At 66.8% G+C, this 19,587-nt stretch carries 19 protein-coding genes and 1 pseudogene; 14 read left to right on the top strand and 6 right to left on the bottom strand.

What is annotated here, in order from left to right; all coding sequences use genetic code 11:
• Nucleotides 1–9 precede the first annotated feature (9 nt).
• The 4 genes from cyoB to Q0Q02_RS14855 are packed head-to-tail and all read left to right on the top strand — an operon-like array spanning nucleotide 10 to nucleotide 3,775.
• Entirely contained in the window at nucleotides 10–2,010 is a 2,001-nt protein-coding gene (gene cyoB / locus Q0Q02_RS14870; protein ID WP_293810522.1) for a cytochrome o ubiquinol oxidase subunit I, read from the top strand.
• A 9-nt stretch (nucleotides 2,011–2,019) separates the two neighbouring features.
• A complete protein-coding gene (gene cyoC, locus Q0Q02_RS14865; RefSeq protein WP_293810521.1) occupies nucleotides 2,020–2,652 on the top strand; it encodes a cytochrome o ubiquinol oxidase subunit III in 633 nt (210 codons plus the stop codon).
• Complete coding sequence (gene cyoD, locus Q0Q02_RS14860; protein WP_293810520.1) at nucleotides 2,649–3,020, top strand: cytochrome o ubiquinol oxidase subunit IV; 372 nt, start codon at nucleotides 2,649–2,651, stop codon at nucleotides 3,018–3,020. The genes cyoC and cyoD overlap by 4 nt, the downstream gene beginning before the upstream one ends.
• A 26-nt stretch (nucleotides 3,021–3,046) precedes the next feature.
• Nucleotides 3,047–3,775 carry an SURF1 family protein gene (locus Q0Q02_RS14855; protein WP_293810519.1) on the top strand — a complete coding sequence of 243 codons (729 nt, stop codon included), beginning with the start codon at nucleotides 3,047–3,049 and terminating at the stop codon, nucleotides 3,773–3,775.
• 6 nt (nucleotides 3,776–3,781) lie between these two features.
• On the opposite strand, the gene Q0Q02_RS14850 is transcribed toward Q0Q02_RS14855, so the two are convergent.
• From Q0Q02_RS14850 to Q0Q02_RS14825, 6 genes are all read right to left on the bottom strand, one after another.
• A complete protein-coding gene (locus Q0Q02_RS14850; protein WP_293810518.1) occupies nucleotides 3,782–4,783 on the bottom strand; it encodes a 4-hydroxyproline epimerase in 1,002 nt (333 codons plus the stop codon).
• Nucleotides 4,784–4,793: 10 nt separating this feature from the next.
• On the bottom strand, nucleotides 4,794–6,035 hold the full coding sequence (locus tag Q0Q02_RS14845; RefSeq protein WP_293810517.1) for an FAD-binding oxidoreductase: 1,242 nt from the start codon (nucleotides 6,033–6,035) through the stop codon (nucleotides 4,794–4,796).
• A gap of 123 nt (nucleotides 6,036–6,158) precedes the next feature.
• The gene (locus Q0Q02_RS14840; RefSeq protein ID WP_293810516.1) at nucleotides 6,159–7,118 is read right to left on the bottom strand and encodes a dihydrodipicolinate synthase family protein; all 960 of its coding nucleotides are present in this window, start codon (nucleotides 7,116–7,118) and stop codon (nucleotides 6,159–6,161) included.
• A 117-nt stretch (nucleotides 7,119–7,235) separates the two neighbouring features.
• Entirely contained in the window at nucleotides 7,236–7,946 is a 711-nt protein-coding gene (locus Q0Q02_RS14835; protein ID WP_293810515.1) for a GntR family transcriptional regulator, read from the bottom strand.
• A 188-nt stretch (nucleotides 7,947–8,134) separates the two neighbouring features.
• The gene (locus Q0Q02_RS14830) at nucleotides 8,135–9,316 is read right to left on the bottom strand and encodes an OmpA family protein (RefSeq protein WP_293810514.1); all 1,182 of its coding nucleotides are present in this window, start codon (nucleotides 9,314–9,316) and stop codon (nucleotides 8,135–8,137) included.
• Between the two features lie 48 nt (nucleotides 9,317–9,364).
• Nucleotides 9,365–10,822: a caspase family protein gene (locus Q0Q02_RS14825; RefSeq protein ID WP_293810513.1), complete on the bottom strand. Its 1,458-nt coding sequence runs from the start codon at nucleotides 10,820–10,822 to the stop codon at nucleotides 9,365–9,367.
• Nucleotides 10,823–10,989: 167 nt separating this feature from the next.
• On the opposite strand from Q0Q02_RS14825, the gene Q0Q02_RS14820 reads away from it, so the two are divergent.
• From Q0Q02_RS14820 to Q0Q02_RS14775, 10 genes and pseudogenes are all read left to right on the top strand, one after another.
• Complete coding sequence (locus Q0Q02_RS14820) at nucleotides 10,990–12,249, top strand: DUF4399 domain-containing protein (protein ID WP_293810512.1); 1,260 nt, start codon at nucleotides 10,990–10,992, stop codon at nucleotides 12,247–12,249.
• On the top strand, nucleotides 12,246–12,692 hold the full coding sequence (locus Q0Q02_RS14815) for a DUF4399 domain-containing protein (RefSeq protein ID WP_293810511.1): 447 nt from the start codon (nucleotides 12,246–12,248) through the stop codon (nucleotides 12,690–12,692). Before Q0Q02_RS14820 ends, Q0Q02_RS14815 begins: the two co-directional genes overlap by 4 nt.
• 22 nt (nucleotides 12,693–12,714) lie before the next feature.
• Nucleotides 12,715–14,415: an SUMF1/EgtB/PvdO family nonheme iron enzyme gene (locus Q0Q02_RS14810; protein ID WP_293810510.1), complete on the top strand. Its 1,701-nt coding sequence runs from the start codon at nucleotides 12,715–12,717 to the stop codon at nucleotides 14,413–14,415.
• A 112-nt stretch (nucleotides 14,416–14,527) separates the two neighbouring features.
• Complete coding sequence (locus tag Q0Q02_RS14805) at nucleotides 14,528–15,277, top strand: SDR family oxidoreductase (RefSeq protein WP_293810509.1); 750 nt, start codon at nucleotides 14,528–14,530, stop codon at nucleotides 15,275–15,277.
• Between the two features lie 113 nt (nucleotides 15,278–15,390).
• Nucleotides 15,391–16,860 carry a protein adenylyltransferase SelO family protein gene (locus tag Q0Q02_RS14800; protein WP_293810508.1) on the top strand — a complete coding sequence of 490 codons (1,470 nt, stop codon included), beginning with the start codon at nucleotides 15,391–15,393 and terminating at the stop codon, nucleotides 16,858–16,860.
• Between the two features lie 97 nt (nucleotides 16,861–16,957).
• Nucleotides 16,958–17,593, top strand: a complete 636-nt coding sequence (locus tag Q0Q02_RS14795; RefSeq protein WP_293810550.1) for an alpha/beta family hydrolase — start codon at nucleotides 16,958–16,960, stop codon at nucleotides 17,591–17,593.
• 322 nt (nucleotides 17,594–17,915) lie between these two features.
• The gene (locus Q0Q02_RS14790; protein ID WP_293810507.1) at nucleotides 17,916–18,182 is read left to right on the top strand and encodes a YMGG-like glycine zipper-containing protein; all 267 of its coding nucleotides are present in this window, start codon (nucleotides 17,916–17,918) and stop codon (nucleotides 18,180–18,182) included.
• A gap of 64 nt (nucleotides 18,183–18,246) precedes the next feature.
• The gene (locus Q0Q02_RS14785; protein WP_293810506.1) at nucleotides 18,247–18,570 is read left to right on the top strand and encodes a hypothetical protein; all 324 of its coding nucleotides are present in this window, start codon (nucleotides 18,247–18,249) and stop codon (nucleotides 18,568–18,570) included.
• A gap of 262 nt (nucleotides 18,571–18,832) precedes the next feature.
• Nucleotides 18,833–19,333, top strand: a complete 501-nt coding sequence (locus Q0Q02_RS14780; RefSeq protein WP_293810505.1) for a hypothetical protein — start codon at nucleotides 18,833–18,835, stop codon at nucleotides 19,331–19,333.
• Nucleotides 19,334–19,347: 14 nt separating this feature from the next.
• Nucleotides 19,348–19,587, top strand: a pseudogene (locus tag Q0Q02_RS14775) (hypothetical protein); the annotation flags it as partial.

Raw genomic sequence — 19,587 nt, 5'->3', positions numbered from 1 at the left:
GAGTGAACGATGACCTCCTATCCCGACTGGTGGAAGCTGATCTTCGGCCGCTTCACCCTCGAGGCGATCCCCTATCACGAGCCGATCCTGATCGGCACCTTCGCGGCTGTCGCGCTCGGTGGCCTTGCGCTCGTCGCGCTGGTCACCCGCTACAAGCTCTGGGGCTATCTCTGGCACGAGTGGTTCACCAGCGTGGACCACAAGAAGATCGGGATCATGTACATGATCCTCGGCGTCATCATGCTGCTGCGCGGCTTCGCCGATGCGCTGATGATGCGTGGCCAGCAGGCGATCGCCTTCGCCGGCAACGAGGGCTACCTGCCGCCGCACCATTACGACCAGATCTTCACCGCGCATGGCGTGATCATGATCTTCTTCGTGGCGATGCCTTTCGTCACGGGCCTGATGAACTATGTCGTGCCGCTGCAGATCGGCGCGCGCGACGTCGCCTTCCCCTTCCTCAACAATTTCTCGTTCTGGATGACGGTGAGCGGCGCCGTTCTGGTGATGATGTCGCTCTTCATCGGCGAATTCGCCAAGGTCGGCTGGCTCGCCTACCCGCCGCTCTCGGGGGCCGCCTACTCGCCCGGGGTGGGCATGGACTATTACCTATGGGCGCTGCAGATCGCCGGCGTGGGCACGACATTGTCCGGTGTCAACCTGATCGCGACCATCGTGAAGATGCGGGCGCCCGGCATGGACATGATGCGGATGCCGGTCTTCACCTGGACCGCGCTCTGCACCAACGTGCTGATCGTCGCGACCTTCCCGATCCTGGCGGCAACGCTGGCGCTGCTGACGCTCGACCGCTATGTCGGCACCAATTTCTTCACGAACGATCTCGGCGGCAATCCGATGATGTACGTGAACCTGATCTGGATCTGGGGCCACCCGGAGGTTTACATCCTGATCCTGCCGATCTTCGGGGTCTATTCCGAGGTGGCCTCGACCTTCTGCGGCAAGCGCCTCTTCGGCTACGCCTCGATGGTCTATGCGACGGTGGTCATCACCATCCTGTCCTATCTCGTCTGGCTGCATCATTTCTTCACGATGGGCTCGGGCGCCAGCGTGAACTCGTTCTTCGGCATCACGACGATGATCATCTCGATCCCGACGGGCGCGAAGATCTTCAACTGGCTGTTTACGATGTATCGCGGGCGCATTCGCTTCGAATTGCCGATGATGTGGCTCGTGGCGTTCATGCTGACCTTCGTCATCGGCGGCATGACCGGCGTCATGCTCGCTGTGCCGCCTGCCGATTTCGTGCTGCATAACAGCCTGTTCCTGATCGCCCATTTCCACAACGTCATCATCGGCGGCGTGGTCTTCGGCGTCTTCGCCGGCATCGCCTACTGGTTCCCGAAGGCCTTCGGCTTCAAGCTCGACCGGTTCTGGGGCCTGCTCTCGTTCTGGTTCTGGGTGATCGGCTTCTACGTCGCCTTCATGCCGCTCTATGTGCTCGGCCTGATGGGCGTGACCCGGCGCTTGAGCCGCTTCGAGGACCCGTCGCTGCAGATCTGGTTCGTGGTTGCGGCTTTGGGTGCGGCGCTGATCGCGCTCGGCATCCTCTGCTTCATCATCCAGATCGGCGTCAGCATCATCAGGCGCGAGCAGTTGCGCGACACGACCGGCGACCCGTGGGACGGGCGCACGCTGGAATGGTCGACCTCCTCGCCGCCACCGGCCTACAATTTCGCGTTCACGCCGATCGTGCATGACCTCGATGCCTGGGCCGACATGAAGAAGCGCGGCTACCGGCGCCCGCTCGGCGGCTTCAAGCCGATCCACATGCCCCGCAACACCGGCGCCGGCGTCATCATCGCCGGGCTTGCGACGGTCGGCGGCTTCGCCCTGATCTGGTACATCTGGTGGCTGGCGGCGTTGAGCTTCGTCGCCGTCATCGCGACCGTGATCATCCATAGCTTCAACTATGACCGTGACTTCCACATTCCGGCGGAGGCAGTCTTGCGCGAAGAGGATTCGCGCAGCCAGCTGCTCGGCAGGGCCTGAGGGGCGGTGATGGCCAAGGCGAAAGCACAGGCGCAGGCCGCGGGCGTCCCGGCCTTCTACGTGACCGAGGACGAGCACGCCCATTCCGGCGGCTCGACCATGCTCGGCTTCTGGCTTTACCTGATGAGCGACTGCCTGGTCTTCGCAGTCCTCTTCGCGACCTATGGCGTGCTCGGGCGCAACTACGCGGCCGGCCCGTCCGGCGCTGACCTGTTCGACCTCAGGCTGGTCGCGGTCAATACCGCGATGCTGCTGTTCTCCTCGATCACCTATGGCTTCGCCATGCTGGCGATGGACAAAGGCCGGCAGGCGGCGATGCAGGGCTGGCTTGTCGTCACCGGGCTCTTCGGCCTCGCCTTCCTCTCGATCGAGCTCTACGAGTTCGCGCACTTCATCCGCGAGGGCGCGACGCCGATGCGCAGCGCCTTCCTGTCCTCCTTCTTCACGCTGGTGGGCACGCACGGCCTGCACGTTACCTTCGGCCTGATCTGGCTGAGCGTGCTGATGGTGCAAGTTTCGAAGCGCGGGCTGATCGAGGCCAATCGACGGCGCCTCCTGTGCCTCTCCATGTTCTGGCACTTCCTCGACGTCGTCTGGATCGGCGTCTTCACCTTCGTCTACCTGATGGGTGTGCTGAAATGAGCAGTCCCCAACATCACGCCGAACCGCATGGCGCCCATGGCGACGATCATGTTCCGCATGGCAGCCTCAGCGGCTATGTCACCGGCTTCCTGCTCTCGGTCGTCCTGACGGCGATCCCGTTCTGGCTTGTCATGAACGACGTGCTGGGGAATGCGACGCTGACGGCGATCGTGATCATGGCCTTCGCCGCCGTGCAGATCGTCGTCCACATGGTCTATTTCCTGCACATGAACGGTCGCTCGGAGGGCGGCTGGAACATGATGGGCCTGATCTTCACCATCGTGATCGTGGTGATCGTGCTCTCCGGCTCGCTCTGGGTGATGTACCACCTGAACAGCAACATGATGCCGGACATGCACAGGATGTAAGGCCGGTGATGCCGGTCGAAGCGGGCGTGCGCGAACGCGGCGGCTTTGCCCGGTTCGCGTTTGTTGCTGCGTTTGGTCTCTGCACTCTGGTCTTCGCCGGGCTCGGCATCTGGCAGATCGAGCGCCGAAGCTGGAAACTCGACCTGATCGCCCGCGTCGAGGTGCGGATTCATGGTGCCCCGGTCGCGGCGCCGGGGCCGGTGGAGTGGACCAGGATCGGCGCAACCACCGACGATTACCGTCGTGTCGAGCTGCATGGCCGCTATCTGGATGCGCCGGACACGCTGACCATGGCGGTGACCGAGCGCGGGCCGGGCTTCTGGGTACACGCGCCGTTCCGGAGCGATGCGGGCTTCACCGTACTGGTCAATCGCGGCTTCGTGCCGGAGAATCGGCGTGGGCCGGGAGAACGTCGCGCAACGGAGGATAAGGACACGAAGGTGGTCGGCCTGCTGCGGCTGAGCGAGCCTGGCGGCGGCTTCCTGCGCAGCAACGATCCTGCCGCCGGTCGCTGGTATTCACGCGATATGGCCGCGATCGCAGCGGCAGGGAGGCTGGGCGAGGTCGCGCCCTATTTCGTCGATGCCGATGCGGCATCCGAGCCTGGTCCCTTGCCGCAAGGCGGCATGACCCAGGTCAGCTTCCGCAACACGCATCTGATCTATGCGTTGACCTGGTTCTGCCTGGCGCTGATGAGTGCGGGCGCCGCGGTCTTCCTGGTCCGCCGGGGATCGGGCGAGCCGTCCGCAAGCTGAGCGACCTCAGGTCACGACGAAGCCGTGGGCAAAGGGGTCGCGGTCGTCGATGAAGATGGTGTTGTAGCCGGTCATCCGGGCCCAGCCGGCGATGGAAGGGATGATCGCCGGGCGGTTCGCCACGGTCGTCGCGGCCTCGACGCGGCCCTTGAACAGCGAGCCGATGATCGATTCATGCACGAACTCGTCGCCGACCGCGAGCTTCCCCTTGGCGGCGAGCTGGGCCATACGGGCGGAGGTGCCGGTGCCGCAGGGCGAGCGGTCGATCGCCTTGTCGCCGTAGAATACGGCGTTGCGGGCATGGGCTTCCGGCTTTGTCGCCTTGCCGGTCCACAGGATGTGGCTGAGCCCCTGGATCTGCGGGTGCTCCGGGTGGACGAATTCGTATTTCTTGTTGAGCGCGGCGCGCAGCTTCGGCGACCAGCCAATGAGTTCGCCGGCGGTATGGTCGGCCATATCGCGAAAATTCTTCTGCGGCTCGACGATGGCGTAGAAATTGCCGCCATAGGCGACGTCGACGACGATCTCGCCGAGGCCCTCGACCTCGGCCGTCAGGCCTTCGGCATAGAGGAAGCCCGGCACATTGGTCAGGCGGACTTCCTCGACGAAGCGGCCCTCCTGGCGATAGCTGATATCGACCTTGCCGGCGGGCGCCTCGATCGAAAGCTTGCCCGGCTCGCGCGGGGTGATCAGCCCGTTCTCGATGCCCATGGTGATGGTGCCAATCGTGCCGTGGCCGCACATCGGCAGGCAGCCGGAGGTCTCGATGAACAGCACCGCGACATCGCAATCGGGGCGGGTCGGCGGATAGAGGATCGAGCCCGACATCATGTCGTGGCCGCGCGGCTCGAACATCAGGCCGGTGCGAATCCAGTCGAACTCGCGCAGGAAGTGGGCGCGCTTCTCCAGCATGTTGTTGCCTTCGAGGCGCGGGCCGCCGCCGGAGACGAGGCGCACCGGGTTGCCGCAGGTGTGGCCGTCGATGCAGGAGAAGGTGTGGCTGGCCATGGTCCGACTCTCAGAAGCGCTGCGGTGAGAAGGAAGCGATGTCGATGACTGGGGGCCGATCCGTCAGGAGATCGGCGACCAGCCGGGCGGTGCCGGCCGATTGCGTCAGGCCGAGATGGCCATGGCCAAAGGCGTAAACCACGCGCCGCGTGGCGCGGGCACGGCCGATCGCCGGCAGACTGTCCGGCAGCGAAGGGCGAAAACCCATCCACTGTACGCCGTTCTCGGGCTTGAGCCCGGGCAGGAAGGCGCGGGCCTTGGCCAGCATCGCCTCCGAGCGGCGGAAATTCGGGGGCAGGTCGAGCCCGCCGAGCTCGACCGCGCCGCCGACGCGGATGCCGGTCGACAGGCGGCTGACGACGAAGCCATGACCGCCGAAGGTGACCTGTGTGCGCAGGTCGAAGGCACCGGGCGGCAAGGTGGTGTTGTAGCCGCGCTCGGTTTCGAGCGGGATGCGCTCGCCGAGGCTCCTGGCAATGCGATGTGAGAAGGCGCCGGCCGCGAGCACGACCTGCGTCGCCTGCCGCGTCTGGCTGCCACGGGCATGGAGCGTGACGCCGCCGTCAACAAGCTCAAGCGCTTCGACCTCCAGCCGCTCGATCGTGCCGCCGCGGGCGCGGAAGTGATCCGCGAGCGCGATCGTATAGCTCTGCGGATCTGCGATCGAATACCAGCCGGGCGTGAAGGTGCCATGGGTGAAGCGTGGCGCCAGGCCGGGCTGGATCGCGGCCATGCCGGCGGCGTCGAGGTGGCGGAATTCGATGCCGTGTTCCGCGCGGGCCTGCCAGCCGGGGAGGGAGGCGTCAAGTTCGGCCTTGCTCTCATAGACCTGGAGATTGCCGTCCTTGCGCAGCATGGCGAAGGTGCCGGTTTCGTGCAGGAAGGGCTCGAGCTCCGCCTTGGACAGGTCCATCAGGGCAGTCTGCGCCGTCGTGGAATGGGCGACCCGCGCGGGCGAGCAGGCCCGCCAGAAACGGAACATCCAGGGCGCGATCTTGAGCGCATAGGCCGGCGGCACCGAAAGCGGCCCGAGCGGATCGAGCAGCCATTTCGGCGCCTTGCGCAGGATGCCTGGCGAAGCGAGCGGCAGGATGTCGGTGAAGGCGAACGCGCCGGCATTGCCGGCAGAGGCGCCCGCCGCCGGGCCGGTCTTGTCCAGCACGGTGACCGAGAGGCCGCGCCCCTGTGCCGCGATCGCGGCGGAGAGGCCGACCACGCCGGCGCCTATGACGATGACATCGGGACTGGCCATCTGCGGATGCGCTTCTCGAATGCGGGCCTGCTTCATGCCCCGGAGCGCAAAGCGGCCCGGGCCGGCCCGACATGGAGCTTTTCGACGCGCGGCGGAAGGTGTTCCGCCGCGCAGGGCGCATGATCAGGCCGCGTGCTTGCGGGCGACGTTCGCCTTCGACCAGTCGGCGTACCAGACGTCGAACAGCTTGAGCTGGGCCTCGCAATAGCCGCGCTGGCTGTCGTTCAGCGCATCGGTCTCGTTGAAGTGCAGCGTGTATTCCTTGTCGCCCTTCAGCACCATCATGTGTTTGAAGAACAGGACGAGATCCGGGCCTTCGTCGAAGGAGGAGAGGACGCCGAGCGCCTGCTCCAGTTCCTGCGCCTGGCGGCGCGCCGTGGCATCGCCGGCAGCAGCGGCGACCGAAAGCTGGCAGAGATGCAGCACTTCCTTGGGCAGGACATTGCCGATGCCGGTGATCGCGCCGGTCGCGCCGCAATTGACGTAGCCGTGGACGACGGCGGTATCGACGCCGATCATCAGCGAGACGCCGTCATCGCGGCTGGTGATGTTCTCGGCCGCATAGCGCATGTCGGCGGCGCCGCCGAATTCCTTGAAGCCGACGAGGTTCGGATGTTCGGCGCGCAGCGCGAAGAACAGGTCGGCGCGGGTGGCGAAGCCGTAATAGGGGCTGTTGTAGATCACCGCCGGAAGGTCCGGGGCGGCGGTCAGGATCGCCTTGAAGTGAGCCTTCTGGGCAGCGATGACCGAGCCGCGCGACAGAACGCGCGGGATCACCATCAGGCCCTTGGCGCCGACCTTCTGGGCATGGGCCGCATGGGCGACGGCGGAAGCGGTGTTGACCGCGCCGGTGCCGACGATGACCGGAATGCCGGCCTTCACCAGGCGTTCGACGCCTTCCATGCGCTGGGCGTCGGTCAGGAGCGGCCAGTCACCCATCGAGCCGCAATAGACCACCGCGGACATGCCGGCGGCGATCAGTTCCTTGCCCTTGCGCACCAGCCCGTCGAAATCGGGGGTACGGTCGGCCTTGCACGGGGTCATCAGCGCGGGGATCACGCCGGAGAAAATCTTGGCCTTCATCTCGCTCTCCTTCTGGCTGTCGTTCCTGCGGAGACCTTGCCGCCGCAGCGGCACGCTCCTCCCGAGCGCGTTGTAGCGTTTTGCATATTCTTTGTCGACAAGAATTGCGCAGGCTGTTCAGAGCGCGATGTCGAGCCGTTCCTCACCGATCATGAGCTTCTGAATCTGCTGGACGATCTGCTCGGCATGAGCCTTGCCCAGGCGCTCGGCCGACGCCGTGTCGCGCGCCACGATGGCGGCGATCATCGTCTCGTGCTCGTCGACGAATTGCTGCGGCAGCCTGTCGTCATAGGATTGATAGTAGAGCCGCAGGAAGCGACGGCCCTCGTCGAGCAGGCGGCTGAACAGGTTGTTGAAATAGGGGTTGCGCCCGGCATCTGCGATCGCGGCATGAAAGGCGGCGTTGGTCGCGATCATCGCCAGCGCATCCTGTGCCTTCACAGCGGCGGCGAACTCCGCCTGCCGGGCGCGGATCGCCTCGAGATCCTCCGGCCGTCGGTTCTGGGCGGCGAGCTGGGTCGTCACCCGATACATCAGCGTCAACGCGTCGAAGAAGGGCGCCATGTTGAGGAAGTCGAGATTGGCCACCATGGTCGAGCGGTTCGGCAGCGTATCGATCAACCCTTCGCCGGCCAGCCGCACCAGCGCCTCGCGGATCGGTGTGCGCGACATCTGGAAGCGCTCGGCAAGCTGGACCTCGTCGATCGGGCTGCCCGGCGCCAGGACGAGATCGAGGATCTCGTTGCGCAGCAGATCGTAGACGAATTTCACGCCTGAGCCGCGCTTGCGCTCCGGAACGGCGGCGACCTTGGTCTTGGTGGCTTTCATGGGGAATCCTCTTGTCGACAAGAGGAATACGGTCGCTGCGGCGGCGGATCAATCCGGAGGTTCGTCGGGCCGCAGTCGCTAGTCCCGAGCAGGCGGTGGCTTCGTCTTGAGGACTGGTCAAGTCGGATGATGTCGCGGACCGCCAGCCGGCCTAACGCGATGACCGGTACGTCTTCGACCCCTCGACCTCAGCAGCCGATCACCTTGAACTCGACGCGGCGATCGAGCGCGTCGCTGGCGTCGTCCTTGCCGGTTCCGACGAGGTTCTCCCTGAAACCGCGGCCGGTCGCGATCATGCGGCCGCGATTGTCGGGCGCGCCGGTCAGCAGAAGGTCCATCACGAACTGCGCCCGCAGGGTCGAAAGCCGCTCGTTCACCTGCGGCAGGCCGGTATGCGAGGTGTGCCCGACGATCTCCAGGCAGGCGCCCTTCTGGCGGGAGCGCGTCGCGATCTGGCTCAGCCACATCGGATAGGGATCGGTGATCTGGCGGTCGTCGATGAATTGCGTCGTGCCGGGCTTGAACAGCAGCTTGACCATCAAGCGGTCGGTGGCGAGGCTGTAATCGATCAGGTCGCCGAAGGCGTCGACCATGTCCTCGCGCCGGGCGAGCTTGCTGGCGGCGAGATAGGTGCCGATCCGGACGCGATGCTGCTCGCCGCCGGGCAGCTTGCGTGCCGTCCGGTAGAAGGCGAGCGCCTCGCGGAAATGCTGGGTCTCATAGGCGAGGATGCCGTCATTGATCAGCGCATTCGCCGTCAATCGCTCGACATAGCCGGGATCGATGGCGTCGCCGAGCTTCGTGCCCTGGCAGGTCTTGATATAGGCGTCGGTCGCCTGGTCCTTCGCCCAGAGCGGTGAGTCCCGGTAATAGGGCGTCGGCGTGGTGTCGACGCCTTCCGTGCGGGCGCGCGAAACACCCTTGGAGACGACGCTGTTGGACTTGAGGTCGGCCAGCGTCAGGCAGATCCGGTAGGCGTCGCGCGGCCCGTCCGCCACGCCCTGATTGTTCACGGCGGTGAAGGTGCCGACCAGCACGACCGGCTTGCTCGCCAAGGCCTCGCTGGCGAAGGGCAGGATGGTGAAGCGCGGGTAGCTCGTCCGGACGAGCTCCATCAGGGTTGCCTGCATCGAGCGCGTCGCGGTCGATTGCGCGCCCGAGGCGGCATCGATCAGCGGGTCGATGACGAGGTTGATCTTGTCCCCGGAAACAGCCGCCTTGCCGAACAGGTCGTCGGCCGCCTTGCGCAGCGCCTCGGCGAAGGGGGTTGGGACAGGGGGCGGCGGCGCGGTCTGGGCGCCGGCCGATGTGGCGCCAGCCAGCAAGGCCAGGCCGATGATGGCTATCTTAAAGCGGGACAGGTCCGTCATGCCTCACCTTTCCAGCTTCGGCCGGGCTTGCCGCCACGACCACCTGCATCAGCGGCACTGCCGCAATTGTTCGCGTCCGGCGGGTGTCAGCTCGCCGAGCTGCGCCCGCATCAGGAGTTCGGCACATTCGCCGGAGGTCCGGCCTCTCGACGCTGCTCCGGGAGCCACTTCCACCGGGCGGGGCGCTGCGCCCGGCAGCGCGATGGGCTGCGTCGATCGATTGGGCGATAGCGCTCCCGGCGCGCCGAGCCGCGCGGCCAGTGCCTGCTCGACCGCCTGGCGCTCGTCGGCGAGGCGCTGCTTTTCCGTTTCGATCGCTGCGAGCTCGGATTCCCGGCGGGCGAGTTCGTCGGCGAGGCGCGCTCGTTCCGCCTTGTCCTGGGTGCGTGGTGCGGGCTGGGCGGGAGCAGCCGCGACAGGGGCCGAGCCCGGAGCCGGCACAGGTAGAGGGACGCCGACCGCGCCGCCGGTATCCGTGCGAGCGAGCTCGTCGGCCGCCTGCCGCCGGCCTTGCTCCGCCCGCTCGAGGCGCTGGAGCAGGGCGCGCTCGCGTTCGGCGAATTCGCGTACGAGCTTGTCGCGCTCGCTTGAGACGGAGGAGCGGCGCTCGAGCAGGTCGAGCCGCGTGCGGGCGTCGATGACGAAGAAGCTCTGCGGATAGCGCTGGATGAAGGCCTGCAGCGCGGCGGAGTCGTCGCTGGCGCGGATGCGGCGCCAGACATCGGCATCCGTCTCCTCGCGGTTGAGGTAGAAATCACCGAGCAGGGAGAGGGAGAGCTCCGGCGTCTGCCGGCCGGCCGTGGTATCGTAGACGCTCTTCTGCACCCGGCGGAACAGCGTCGCGACTTCCAGCCCGGGCTGGTCGATCTCGCGCACCAATGCGGCGGTGAAGGGGCTGTTGCGGCCGGCGCCGTCGGCGGCGACATCGTTCGCCTGCGTGGCATAGGCGATGACCATGCCCTGCGCGCGCTGGACGGGGGCCAAGCCGGAACCGACCGAGAAGCCGCGCGTCGCCTGCCGCTTGGCGAGCAACCCGACGAACGGGTTGTTGCGGCAGGCGTCGAGCACCATGATCTTGACGCCCTTGGCATAGTTCAGGGCGGTGACGACATCGTTGAGCCGCGTCGTCTCGTACTGGACGCCGACCTCGTCCTCGATCTTGGCTTCGACCGGAACGAGGTAGTTCTCGCCGTTGAACTGGAAGCCGTGGCCGGCGAAATAGAACATCGCGGCATCGGCATCCTGCGCCAACCGGGCGAAACGCGTCAGCGCCGCATCCATCCCGCGCTTGTCGAGGTCGATGCCGTCGACGACCTCGAAGCCGACCTTGCGCAGGGCGACGACCATGTCGCGCGCATCGTTCACGGTGTTCGGCAGCGCGGGAGCGTTGTGGTAGCTGGAATTGCCGATGACCAACGCGACGCGGCGCTCGGGCGGCGTCTCGGCCAGGGCAAGGCCGGACAGCAGCAGGAGGATCAGGCCGCAGAGTCTGGCGACGAGGATCATGGGACGTTCCTAGAAGCTGCCGGCAGCCTCTGCGTCATGCTAATGCATGACCCCGGACAGCTCCAGAACAATGCATAGTTCTCACCGAAACGGGATGGCGTTTTGCTTGAAGGCGCCAGTCGGCACTGGTAGCCTTCCGTCCATCTTCTCGCGGAAGGAAGATGCTGATGCTACGCCTCGCGCCGGCGCTTCTGCTGTTGGGTCTGGCCGTGGCGGTTCCGATCGCCGGGGCATCGGCGCAGGAGCGTGCCCGGCAGCGCAGCCCGGCCGCGGCGACCGCTCGCCTTTCCTTCATCGGCCTCGCCGACAAGGCACAGGTCCCCGCCAAGCTCACGGTGCGTTTCGCGATCTCAGGCATGGAGGTCGTTCCCGCCGGACAAGCGGCTCGGAATGCCGGGCATCACCACCTGCTGATCGACACCGAACTGCCGCCGCTCGACCAGCCGATCCCCAGCGATTTCAACCATATCCATTTCGGCGGTGGCCAGACCGAGGCCGAGATCGCGCTGACGCCGGGCAAGCACACGCTGCAATTGCTCTTCGCCGACCACAACCATGTGCCGCATGATCCGCCGGTGATGTCGGAGCGCATCACGGTCGAGGTTCCCGCAACTTCGGCCGAAAAGCCGCGCTCGGCCGCCGGGCCCGGCGCGCGCGTCTTCTTCGTCGATCTGCGGGACGGCGCGACGATCCCGAGCCACGCCAAGATCCGCTTTGGAGTGGAAGGCATCACGGTGACACCGGCCGGAACCACGAGCCCGAACGGCGGCCACCATCATCTTCTCGTCGATACCGAACTGCCGGCGCTCGACCGCGAGATTCCCAGCGACTTCAACCATCTGCATTTCGGGCGCGGCCAGACCGAGGTCGAACTCTCGCTGCCGCCCGGCGAGCACACGCTGCAATTGCTGATGGGCGATCACGAGCATGTGCCGCACGATCCGCCCGTGGTCTCGCAGCGTATCCGGGTCCGCGTCGTCGGTGATGGACAGCCGGCCGCTGCTGCCGCTGCGGCTCCGCATGCCCCTGGCACCGGCCCCGCCCGGACGCCATCGCCCAACGATGCGGCCGTCTATTTCGTCTACCCGAGAGACGGCGACCGGATCTATCCGACCTCGACGATCCGTTTCGGCCTGCGCAACATGGGTGTGGCGCCGGCCGGCGTCGCCAAGCCGAATACCGGCCATCATCACCTGCTGGTCGATGCCGGGCCGCCATCCTTCGACGCGCCGATCCCGGCCGATCTCAACCATATCCATCTCGGCGGTGGCCAGACCGAATACCGGCTGACGCTGCCGAACGGGCGACACACGCTGCAGCTCCTGCTCGCCGACGAGAACCATATGCCGCATGATCCGCCGGTGATCTCGGAGCGCATCACGGTGACCGTGGTGCCGGGCGGGCCGAGGGCGAGGAGGCGCCGGTGACGTCGCAAGTCCGCATCGCAGCAGTAGGCCTTTTCGCGCTGGCGGCCTGGCAGGGCGCTGTCCCCGAGGCTGTGGCGCAGACGCCGACGCGCCAGCCGGCCCCACCCGGCGCGCAGGTCTATTTCCATTATCCGATCGATGGCTTGAGCGTGCCCGAGCGCTTCACCGTGCGTATCGGCCTGCGCGGCATGGGGGTCGCGCCGGCCGGCATCAACCATGCGCGGACCGGGCATCACCACCTGCTGATCGACACCGAGCCCGGCCCGCCGGACCAGCCGATCCCGTCCGACTACAACAATATCCATCTCGGCAACGGGCAGACCGAAGTGGTGGTGACGCTGCCCAAGGGCCGGCACACGCTGCAATTGCTGGTCGGCGACTACACCCATACGCCGCATAATCCGCCCGTGATGTCACCGAAGATCACGGTCAATGTCCGCTAGCTGGAGAGGCTCCCGTCTGCCGATGGCCTGGTTACGTGTCCTGGTTGCCGTTGTCCTGCTGCCGATGCTGGCCGCCTCCGGCCTGGCCCAGCAGCCGAACGAAGCTGTGCGCGTCGCTCTCGTCATCGCCAACGAGGCCTATCAGCAGGCGCCGATCAGTGGCGCCTTGCAACGGGGCCGCACTGTGGCCCAGGCGTTGAGCGTTGGCGGCTTCGATGTCGTCACCGTCGAGAATGCCGATCGCAACGCGCTGCGGCAGGCGATCGCCGGCTTCGCAAGCAAGCTCAGGCGCGGCGCGCAGGTCGTGGTGTTCTATAGCGGTCACGCGGTCCAGCAGCGGAACCGCAATTTCCTGGTCTCGACGCAGAATAGTGCCGAGGGCGCGGTCGATCTCGACGAGATCGTCGATCCGCTGATCGTCGCCCGGCCGGCGAGCGCCCTGATCTTCCTCGATGCCGGACGGGACAATCCATGGCAGGGCAAGGCGAAGGGGCTCCTGCCGCTCGAGCCGATGGACGGCATCGCCGTGCTGTTCCCGACGGCGCCGGGCAAGGCGCTGCCCGGCGGCGCCGACCGCGCCGTCGAGGCCTGGCTGAAGGCGATCCGGACGCCCGGGCTGGAGATGGCGCAGGCGCTGAAACAGGTACGGGAGACGGTTTCGCGCGAAACCCGGCGCAATCAGCAGGTCTGGCTCTCGGCCGAGCCGCCGAAGGGACTCGTGATCACGCCGGTCTTCCAGCCGGTTGCCGTGGCGCTGGGCAGCCGCGCCGTCATCCCGCCGCCCCAGACGCCGGGCGTGACACAGGATGCCGCCTACGACCTCGCTTTCTGGGAATCGATCCGCAACAGCCGGAACGCAGCGGAGTACCGCGCCTATCTCGATGCCTATCCGAACGGGCGCTTCGCCTTGCTGGCCCGTACGCGGGAACAGGAATACCGCGCTGGCCCGGCCGCGCCGGCTTCAACCGCCGTTGCGGTCGCCGCTCCGCCGGCAGTGCCTCAGCCAGCGACGAGTGTGCCGCAACGCGATTGCGCGGGCTGTCCGGAGCTCATCGCGATCCCTGCCGGCAGCTTCCAGATGGGCTCGAACGATCTCTACGAATTCGAGAAGCCGGTGCATCCGGTGAGCATCCACGGCTTCTATCTGGGCGCGCGCGAGGTGACCTTCGAGGAATGGGATCTCTGCATCGACCAGGGCGGCTGCAATTTCCGGCCTGACGATCGCGGGCTCGGTCGCGGCAAGCGGCCGGTCACCGACATCCATTGGAACGATGCGAATGCCTATCTCACCTGGCTCTCGGCCCGAACGGGCAAGCGCTATCGCCTGCCGACCGAGAGCGAATGGGAATATGCCGCGCGTGCCGGCACGACGACGGTCTATCCCTGGGGCCAGGCCCTGGAGAAGGAGCGCGCGAATTGCGTCGGCTGCAACGACCAGAAGCGCGGCAATACCGTGCCAGCCGGCCAGTTCCCGGCCAATGCGTTCGGTCTCTACGACATGGCCGGCAATGCGGCCGAATGGGTCGCCGACTGCTGGAGCGAGAGCTACCGCAGCGCGCCGCGCGACGGTAGCGCCTATACCGTTGGAGGCTGCCGCGAGCGCGTGCTGCGCGGCGGTTCGTTCAATAACGATCCGCGCTATCTGCGCTCGGCCGCGCGTTTCAAATACGAGGCCGATGTGCGCTTCTACACCAACGGATTTCGCGTCGCACGCGACCGGTAGCGTTGCCGGTCTGCCTGAAATCGCAGGGGCGGCATGCGTGCCGTCCGCCTTGAAGCTTGCCTCCTCCCACCGGCAATAAGGACCGGGAATCAATCAGGAAGGGGAGGCCGATATGGCCAAGGAATTCACCGGCAAGCGCGTGATCGTGATGGGCGGCAGCCGCGGCATCGGCCGCTCGATCGCGCTCGGCTTCGCCGCGGGCGGGGCGGCGGTCTCGATCTGCGCAAGAGGTGCCGGGCCGCTCGAGGCGACGCGCAAGGAGATCGAGGCAATCGGCGTCACGGCGCATGCGGCCAGTGTCGATCTTGCCGATGCCGACCAGATCGCAACCTATGTGCCGGAGGCCGTGAAGGCGCTGGGCGGGCTCGACATCCTCGTCAACAACGCTTCCGGCTTTGGCCAGACCGATGACGAGGATGGCTGGGCCGCCTCGCTCAGCGTCGACATGATGGCCGTGGTGCGCGGCAGCCATGCGGCCATTCCGCATCTCCAGCCGGGGTCGTCGATCGTCAACATCTCGTCGATCTCGGCGTTGCGGGCGTCCTCGCGCTCGGCGCCCTACGGCGCGATCAAGGCGGCGGTGATGCACTATACCGGCAGCCAGGCGAAGATGCTGGCGCGCAAGGGCATCCGCGTGAACTGCGTCGCGCCGGGCTCGATCGAGTTTCCCGGCGGCTCCTGGGAGGACCGGAAGACCTCCAATCCCGAGCTCTACAATGCGACGCTGGCGACTATCCCCTTCGGCCGGATGGGCAAGCCCGAGGAGGTCGCCGAGGTCGTGCTCTTCCTCGCCTCCAGCAAGGCGAGCTGGGTTACCGGCCAGAGCATCGTGGTCGATGGCGGGCAACTCGTCGGGCCGTGAGCCCGGCTGAGCCGCTTTTCGCTGAGGGCAACGTGGCCGCGACGGCTTGGTCTCACAGGCCTGTGCAGGAGGCTCCGTGTTGCACTGACGTCTGCCGCGCCTATCTTCGGTCGATGAGCCCGATCGTTTTCGACAATTCCTATGCGCGGCTGCCGCCGCGCTTCTATGCCGAGGTCGCCCCGACGCCCGTCGAGGCGCCCCGGCTGATCCGGTTGAATACGCCGCTCGCCTTGCAGCTCGGGCTCGATCCCGACTGGCTGAAGGGCCCGGACGGCGTGGCGATGCTGTCGGGCAACGATGTGCCGGCTGGCGCGGCCTCGATCGCGACCGCCTATGCCGGCCATCAGTTCGGCGGCTTCAGTCCTCAGCTCGGCGACGGGCGCGCCATCCTGCTTGGCGAGGTCGTCGGCCAGGACGGCAAACGCTACGACCTGCAGCTAAAGGGCGCCGGCCCGACCCCCTTTTCGCGCCGCGGCGACGGCCGGGCCGCGCTTGGGCCGGTGCTGCGCGAATATATCGTCAGCGAGGCGATGGCGGCGCTGGGTATCCCGACGACGCGAGCCCTCGCAGCCGTTCTTACGGGAGAGGTTGTCCGGCGCGAGACGCTTCTGCCCGGCGCCGTGCTCACCCGCGTCGCCTCCAGCCATCTCCGGATCGGCACCTTCCAGTTCTTCGCCGCGCGCGGCGATGTCGAGGCGCTGCGCCTGCTCGCCGACCACGTCATCATCAGGCACTATCCGGCCTGCACTGGCGAGGGACGCTTTCTCGCGCTGCTCGAGGCGGTGGTCGCAGCGCAGGCTGCGCTCGTGGCGCAATGGATGACGATCGGCTTCATCCACGGCGTGATGAACACCGACAATATGTCGATCGCCGGCGAGACCATCGACTACGGTCCCTGCGCCTTCATGGACGCCTACCATCCGACGACGGTGTTCAGCTCGATCGACGAGCACGGCCGCTATGCCTATGCCAACCAGCCGCCGATCGCCCGCTGGAACCTCACCCGCTTCGCCGAGACGCTGCTGGCGCTGCTGGACGCGGATATCGACAAGGCCGTGCCGATCGCGCAGGCGGCGCTCGACCGGTTCGATCCGCAGTTCCAGGCGCATCTGATCGCAGGCTTCCGCCGCAAGCTCGGCCTCGCCACGGAAGAGGCTGAGGATGTCGAGCTGATCCGGACGCTGCTCGAGACGATGCAGCATGGCGAGGCCGATTTCACGCTGGTCTTCCGGCGCCTGAGCGAGGAAGCCGCGCAGGATAGCGCGGATGCCTGCCGCAGCCTCTTCAAGGATCCGGCCGCATTCGATGCCTGGGAGGGCCGCTGGCGCCAGCGCCTGCTGAAGGAGGCGGCGTCGGCCGAGGCGCGCCGGGATGCGATGCTGCGCGTGAACCCGCTGTTCATCCCGCGCAATCACCTGATCGAAGCGGTGATCGAGGCGGCTGTCGAGCGCGGCGATTTCGCTCCGTTCGAAACTCTGCTTGAGGTTCTCGCCCGCCCGTTCGATGCGCAGCCGGGCCGCGAGGACCATGCGCGGCCGCCGGAGATGCATGAGCGCGTGCTGGCGACGTTCTGCGGAACCTAGTTTGCGGTGGCGCCGCCTATCGGACGTGGCCGAGGCGCTCTAGGCTCCTGCCATGCCGGCGCTTCAAGTGGCCGGCTCGGTGAGGCAAGGCAGCACGATGTTCCTTTTCGACGGTCCCGAACGGGCCGCCATGACCGTCCTCCTGGCGCATGGGGCCGGTGCCCCCATGGATTCGGTTTCGATGACGGCGGCTGCGAAGGCGCTGGCCGAAGCCGGCTTTCGCGTGGCCCGGTTCGAGTTCGACTATATGGCGGCGCGGCGCAGCGGCGGGCGGCTGCCGCCGCCGCGCGCCGAAAAGCTCAACCCGCAATATCTCGCTGCGGTCGATGCTTTGGGCGCCAGGGGGCCGCTGATCATTGGCGGCAAGTCGATGGGCGGACGCGTCGCGAGCATGGTTGCCGATGCGCTGTTCGCGCAAGGTCGGATTTGCGGCCTGCTGTGCCTCGGCTATCCCTTCCACCCGCCCGGTAAGTCGGAGCAATTGCGGACCGCGCATCTCGCGGACCTGAAGACGCCGGCCCTGATCGTGCAGGGAACGCGCGATGAATTCGGCTCCCTGGAGGAGGTTGCGACCTACAGGCTGTCGCCGCTGATCGAGATGCTCTGGCTGGAGGACGGCGATCACGACCTCAAGCCCCGCAAGCGGATCTCCGGTTTTTCGACGGCCGATCATTTGGGAACCATGGCCGCGACGGCCTTCGCCTGGGCGGGGCGCCGTGCCGCAGCGCTTTGAAATGCGGGCGAAACCTGTTTCGCGTCCTCTGGTAGCGCCACGGCCGATGGCGGGGCCGTGGCGCCGTTTCCATCGCGCTTCAAGGGGGGCAGCGCTCGATCGCGCCGGGGCGTTATCGCGCTGACACGGCGGCGATGCAGACGATATGCACTTCGATTGGGATCATGGGGACAGATTTTGGGATTTCCTGAGGATGCATTTTCGGCCTTGCGACCTAGGCTTGAAACGGCCTTGAGCCGGCACAAGGCGAGGCGGCTCGATGCCGCCGGGTGAGGTCCCTGCGCAGCTCGAAGGCGTTCGATTTCAAAGGGGAACGACTAGGATGCGCTGGAAGCTTTCGATCCTCGCCATCGGGTTGGTGCTTGCCGGGTGCAACGCCAATTCCGCCGATCAACGGACGTTCGGCGGGGCCGCGATCGGCGCCGGGACCGGCGCCGTCATCGGCGGCATTGCCGGAGGTGGCCGCGGCGCGGCGATCGGCGCCGCCGTGGGCGGCGTCACCGGAGCGGTAATCGGCCGGGCCACCACTCCCAATAACTGCCTCTATCGCGATCGTTACGGGCGCACGTTCGAGGCGCGCTGCCCCTGACACTCCCGATTGATTTCTGTGGCCGGGCAATGGTGCGGGGCACCGTTGCCCGGCTGCATGATTCATGACGCGCGGGATCGAGGAAGGTCGTGGCATGACGAGCAGGCGATCACTCCTGGCCGGATTTCTCGGGTTGGCCGGTTCGTCGCTTCTGGCGACCATCACCCCTGGTGCCGCAGCGGCAGCCGATGACGGGGCCGTGGCGGACGAGACGGCTCGCGCGCTCGATCGGGTCGACGCCGCGTTCAGCCAGCGGCCGCAACTCTATTACAATCGCCAAAGACAGCTTCGCCGGCAGTCGCACAGCCGGCCGGAGCGCCCTCCGCGTGTCAATCTGCGGCGCTCGCGCGGCAGCGTGCAGCCGACGCCGCGAGCCACGCAACAGTGACGGCCTCCGGCGCGGCCTGCCGGAACCAACCAGCGCTTCCGACCGTGTCGAGGAGCTTCTTAGCCTCTATGCCCGGCGTCTCTTCCCCCGTGCTCGCCAAGGGAGCTGTCGGAACGTGCTGCCGCCCGCGCCCGGGGTTGATCGATCCGGCCTTTGCGGCTCTCATACGGCGTCCCGTCGCGCTGACGGGAAAGCTGGACGCCCGGTACGGGCCGGGAAGGCGTGCGGCGTGGACTATCGTGTTGCAAGGAGGGGGACGACGGTGATCGAGCTTGCACGCTTCCAAGACATCAGATGGCTATCGACCGGCGCCGTCGCTTTGCCGTTGCTCCTCGCGGGCTGCGGTGGGGGCGAGAGCCTGCCGCCCATCGCGAGCGGGGGGGCCGCGGGTGCGTCCGCCCCGGCTCCGGCGAATGTCTCGCGTGATGCCCTGGTCGGGCGCTGGGGCGTCGCCTCCTTCCATACGGAGAAGGATCGCAAGCGCACGGAAGCCGAGGCGCGGGGCCAGTGCAAGCAGCCCTATGTGATCGCGAAAGGGCCGGGCGACGGGGTGATGATGCATGTCGCCGACGACCCCAAGCTCTACGAGCTCAGGCTGAAGGCAGGCTCCGGCGGAAAGACCTATCTCGGCTTCGAGGCCCCGGCTGGCGATCCGCAGGACCGCGAATTGCTGTCGGTCAAACCGAAGGAGATCGTCGCGCGCTTCGTCGATGCCGATGCGAATGCCCGCTACGGAACCTTCATCTACAGCCGCTGCGGCTGAACGGAGGCGATGAGATGAACCACGCAATCCGCACCGGCCTGCTGGCCTCCGGCCTCGGGCTCGCGTCGCTGTTCGCCCTGTCCGGGGGGGCGCCAGCACAGCCGCGCCCGCCGGCCGCGATCCAGGAGACGATGGAGATCGGCGACGAGCCGGGCCGCGTTTCGAGCGAGGAAGCGACGATCACCGACGGGCCCTATGCCTGTCCGTCGTCAGATGATTTGAGACTGATTTCGGGCCTCAGGAAGGGAGGCTCT

It is taken from the genome of uncultured Allobosea sp. (genome assembly GCF_945956895.1).
In the GTDB taxonomy this organism is placed as follows: Bacteria; Pseudomonadota; Alphaproteobacteria; order Rhizobiales; family Beijerinckiaceae; genus Allobosea.
This window is presented reverse-complemented; position numbering and strand designations above follow the sequence as displayed.

What these genes read in the sequence shown, in the direction of transcription:
- cyoB (WP_293810522.1), top strand. Translation starts at nt 10, where the DNA reads ATGACCTCCTATCCCGACTGGTGGAAGCTGATCTTCGGCCGCTTCACC.
- cyoC (WP_293810521.1), top strand. Translation starts at nt 2,020, where the DNA reads ATGGCCAAGGCGAAAGCACAGGCGCAGGCCGCGGGCGTCCCGGCCTTC.
- cyoD (WP_293810520.1), top strand. Translation starts at nt 2,649, where the DNA reads ATGAGCAGTCCCCAACATCACGCCGAACCGCATGGCGCCCATGGCGAC.
- Q0Q02_RS14850 (WP_293810518.1), bottom strand. Translation starts at nt 4,783, where the DNA reads ATGGCCAGCCACACCTTCTCCTGCATCGACGGCCACACCTGCGGCAAC.
- Q0Q02_RS14845 (WP_293810517.1), bottom strand. Translation starts at nt 6,035, where the DNA reads ATGGCCAGTCCCGATGTCATCGTCATAGGCGCCGGCGTGGTCGGCCTC.
- Q0Q02_RS14840 (WP_293810516.1), bottom strand. Translation starts at nt 7,118, where the DNA reads ATGAAGGCCAAGATTTTCTCCGGCGTGATCCCCGCGCTGATGACCCCG.
- Q0Q02_RS14835 (WP_293810515.1), bottom strand. Translation starts at nt 7,946, where the DNA reads ATGAAAGCCACCAAGACCAAGGTCGCCGCCGTTCCGGAGCGCAAGCGC.
- Q0Q02_RS14830 (WP_293810514.1), bottom strand. Translation starts at nt 9,316, where the DNA reads ATGACGGACCTGTCCCGCTTTAAGATAGCCATCATCGGCCTGGCCTTG.
- Q0Q02_RS14825 (WP_293810513.1), bottom strand. Translation starts at nt 10,822, where the DNA reads ATGATCCTCGTCGCCAGACTCTGCGGCCTGATCCTCCTGCTGCTGTCC.
- Q0Q02_RS14820 (WP_293810512.1), top strand. Translation starts at nt 10,990, where the DNA reads ATGCTACGCCTCGCGCCGGCGCTTCTGCTGTTGGGTCTGGCCGTGGCG.
- Q0Q02_RS14810 (WP_293810510.1), top strand. Translation starts at nt 12,715, where the DNA reads ATGGCCTGGTTACGTGTCCTGGTTGCCGTTGTCCTGCTGCCGATGCTG.
- Q0Q02_RS14805 (WP_293810509.1), top strand. Translation starts at nt 14,528, where the DNA reads ATGGCCAAGGAATTCACCGGCAAGCGCGTGATCGTGATGGGCGGCAGC.
- Q0Q02_RS14800 (WP_293810508.1), top strand. Translation starts at nt 15,391, where the DNA reads ATGAGCCCGATCGTTTTCGACAATTCCTATGCGCGGCTGCCGCCGCGC.
- Q0Q02_RS14795 (WP_293810550.1), top strand. Translation starts at nt 16,958, where the DNA reads ATGTTCCTTTTCGACGGTCCCGAACGGGCCGCCATGACCGTCCTCCTG.
- Q0Q02_RS14790 (WP_293810507.1), top strand. Translation starts at nt 17,916, where the DNA reads ATGCGCTGGAAGCTTTCGATCCTCGCCATCGGGTTGGTGCTTGCCGGG.
- Q0Q02_RS14785 (WP_293810506.1), top strand. Translation starts at nt 18,247, where the DNA reads ATGACGCGCGGGATCGAGGAAGGTCGTGGCATGACGAGCAGGCGATCA.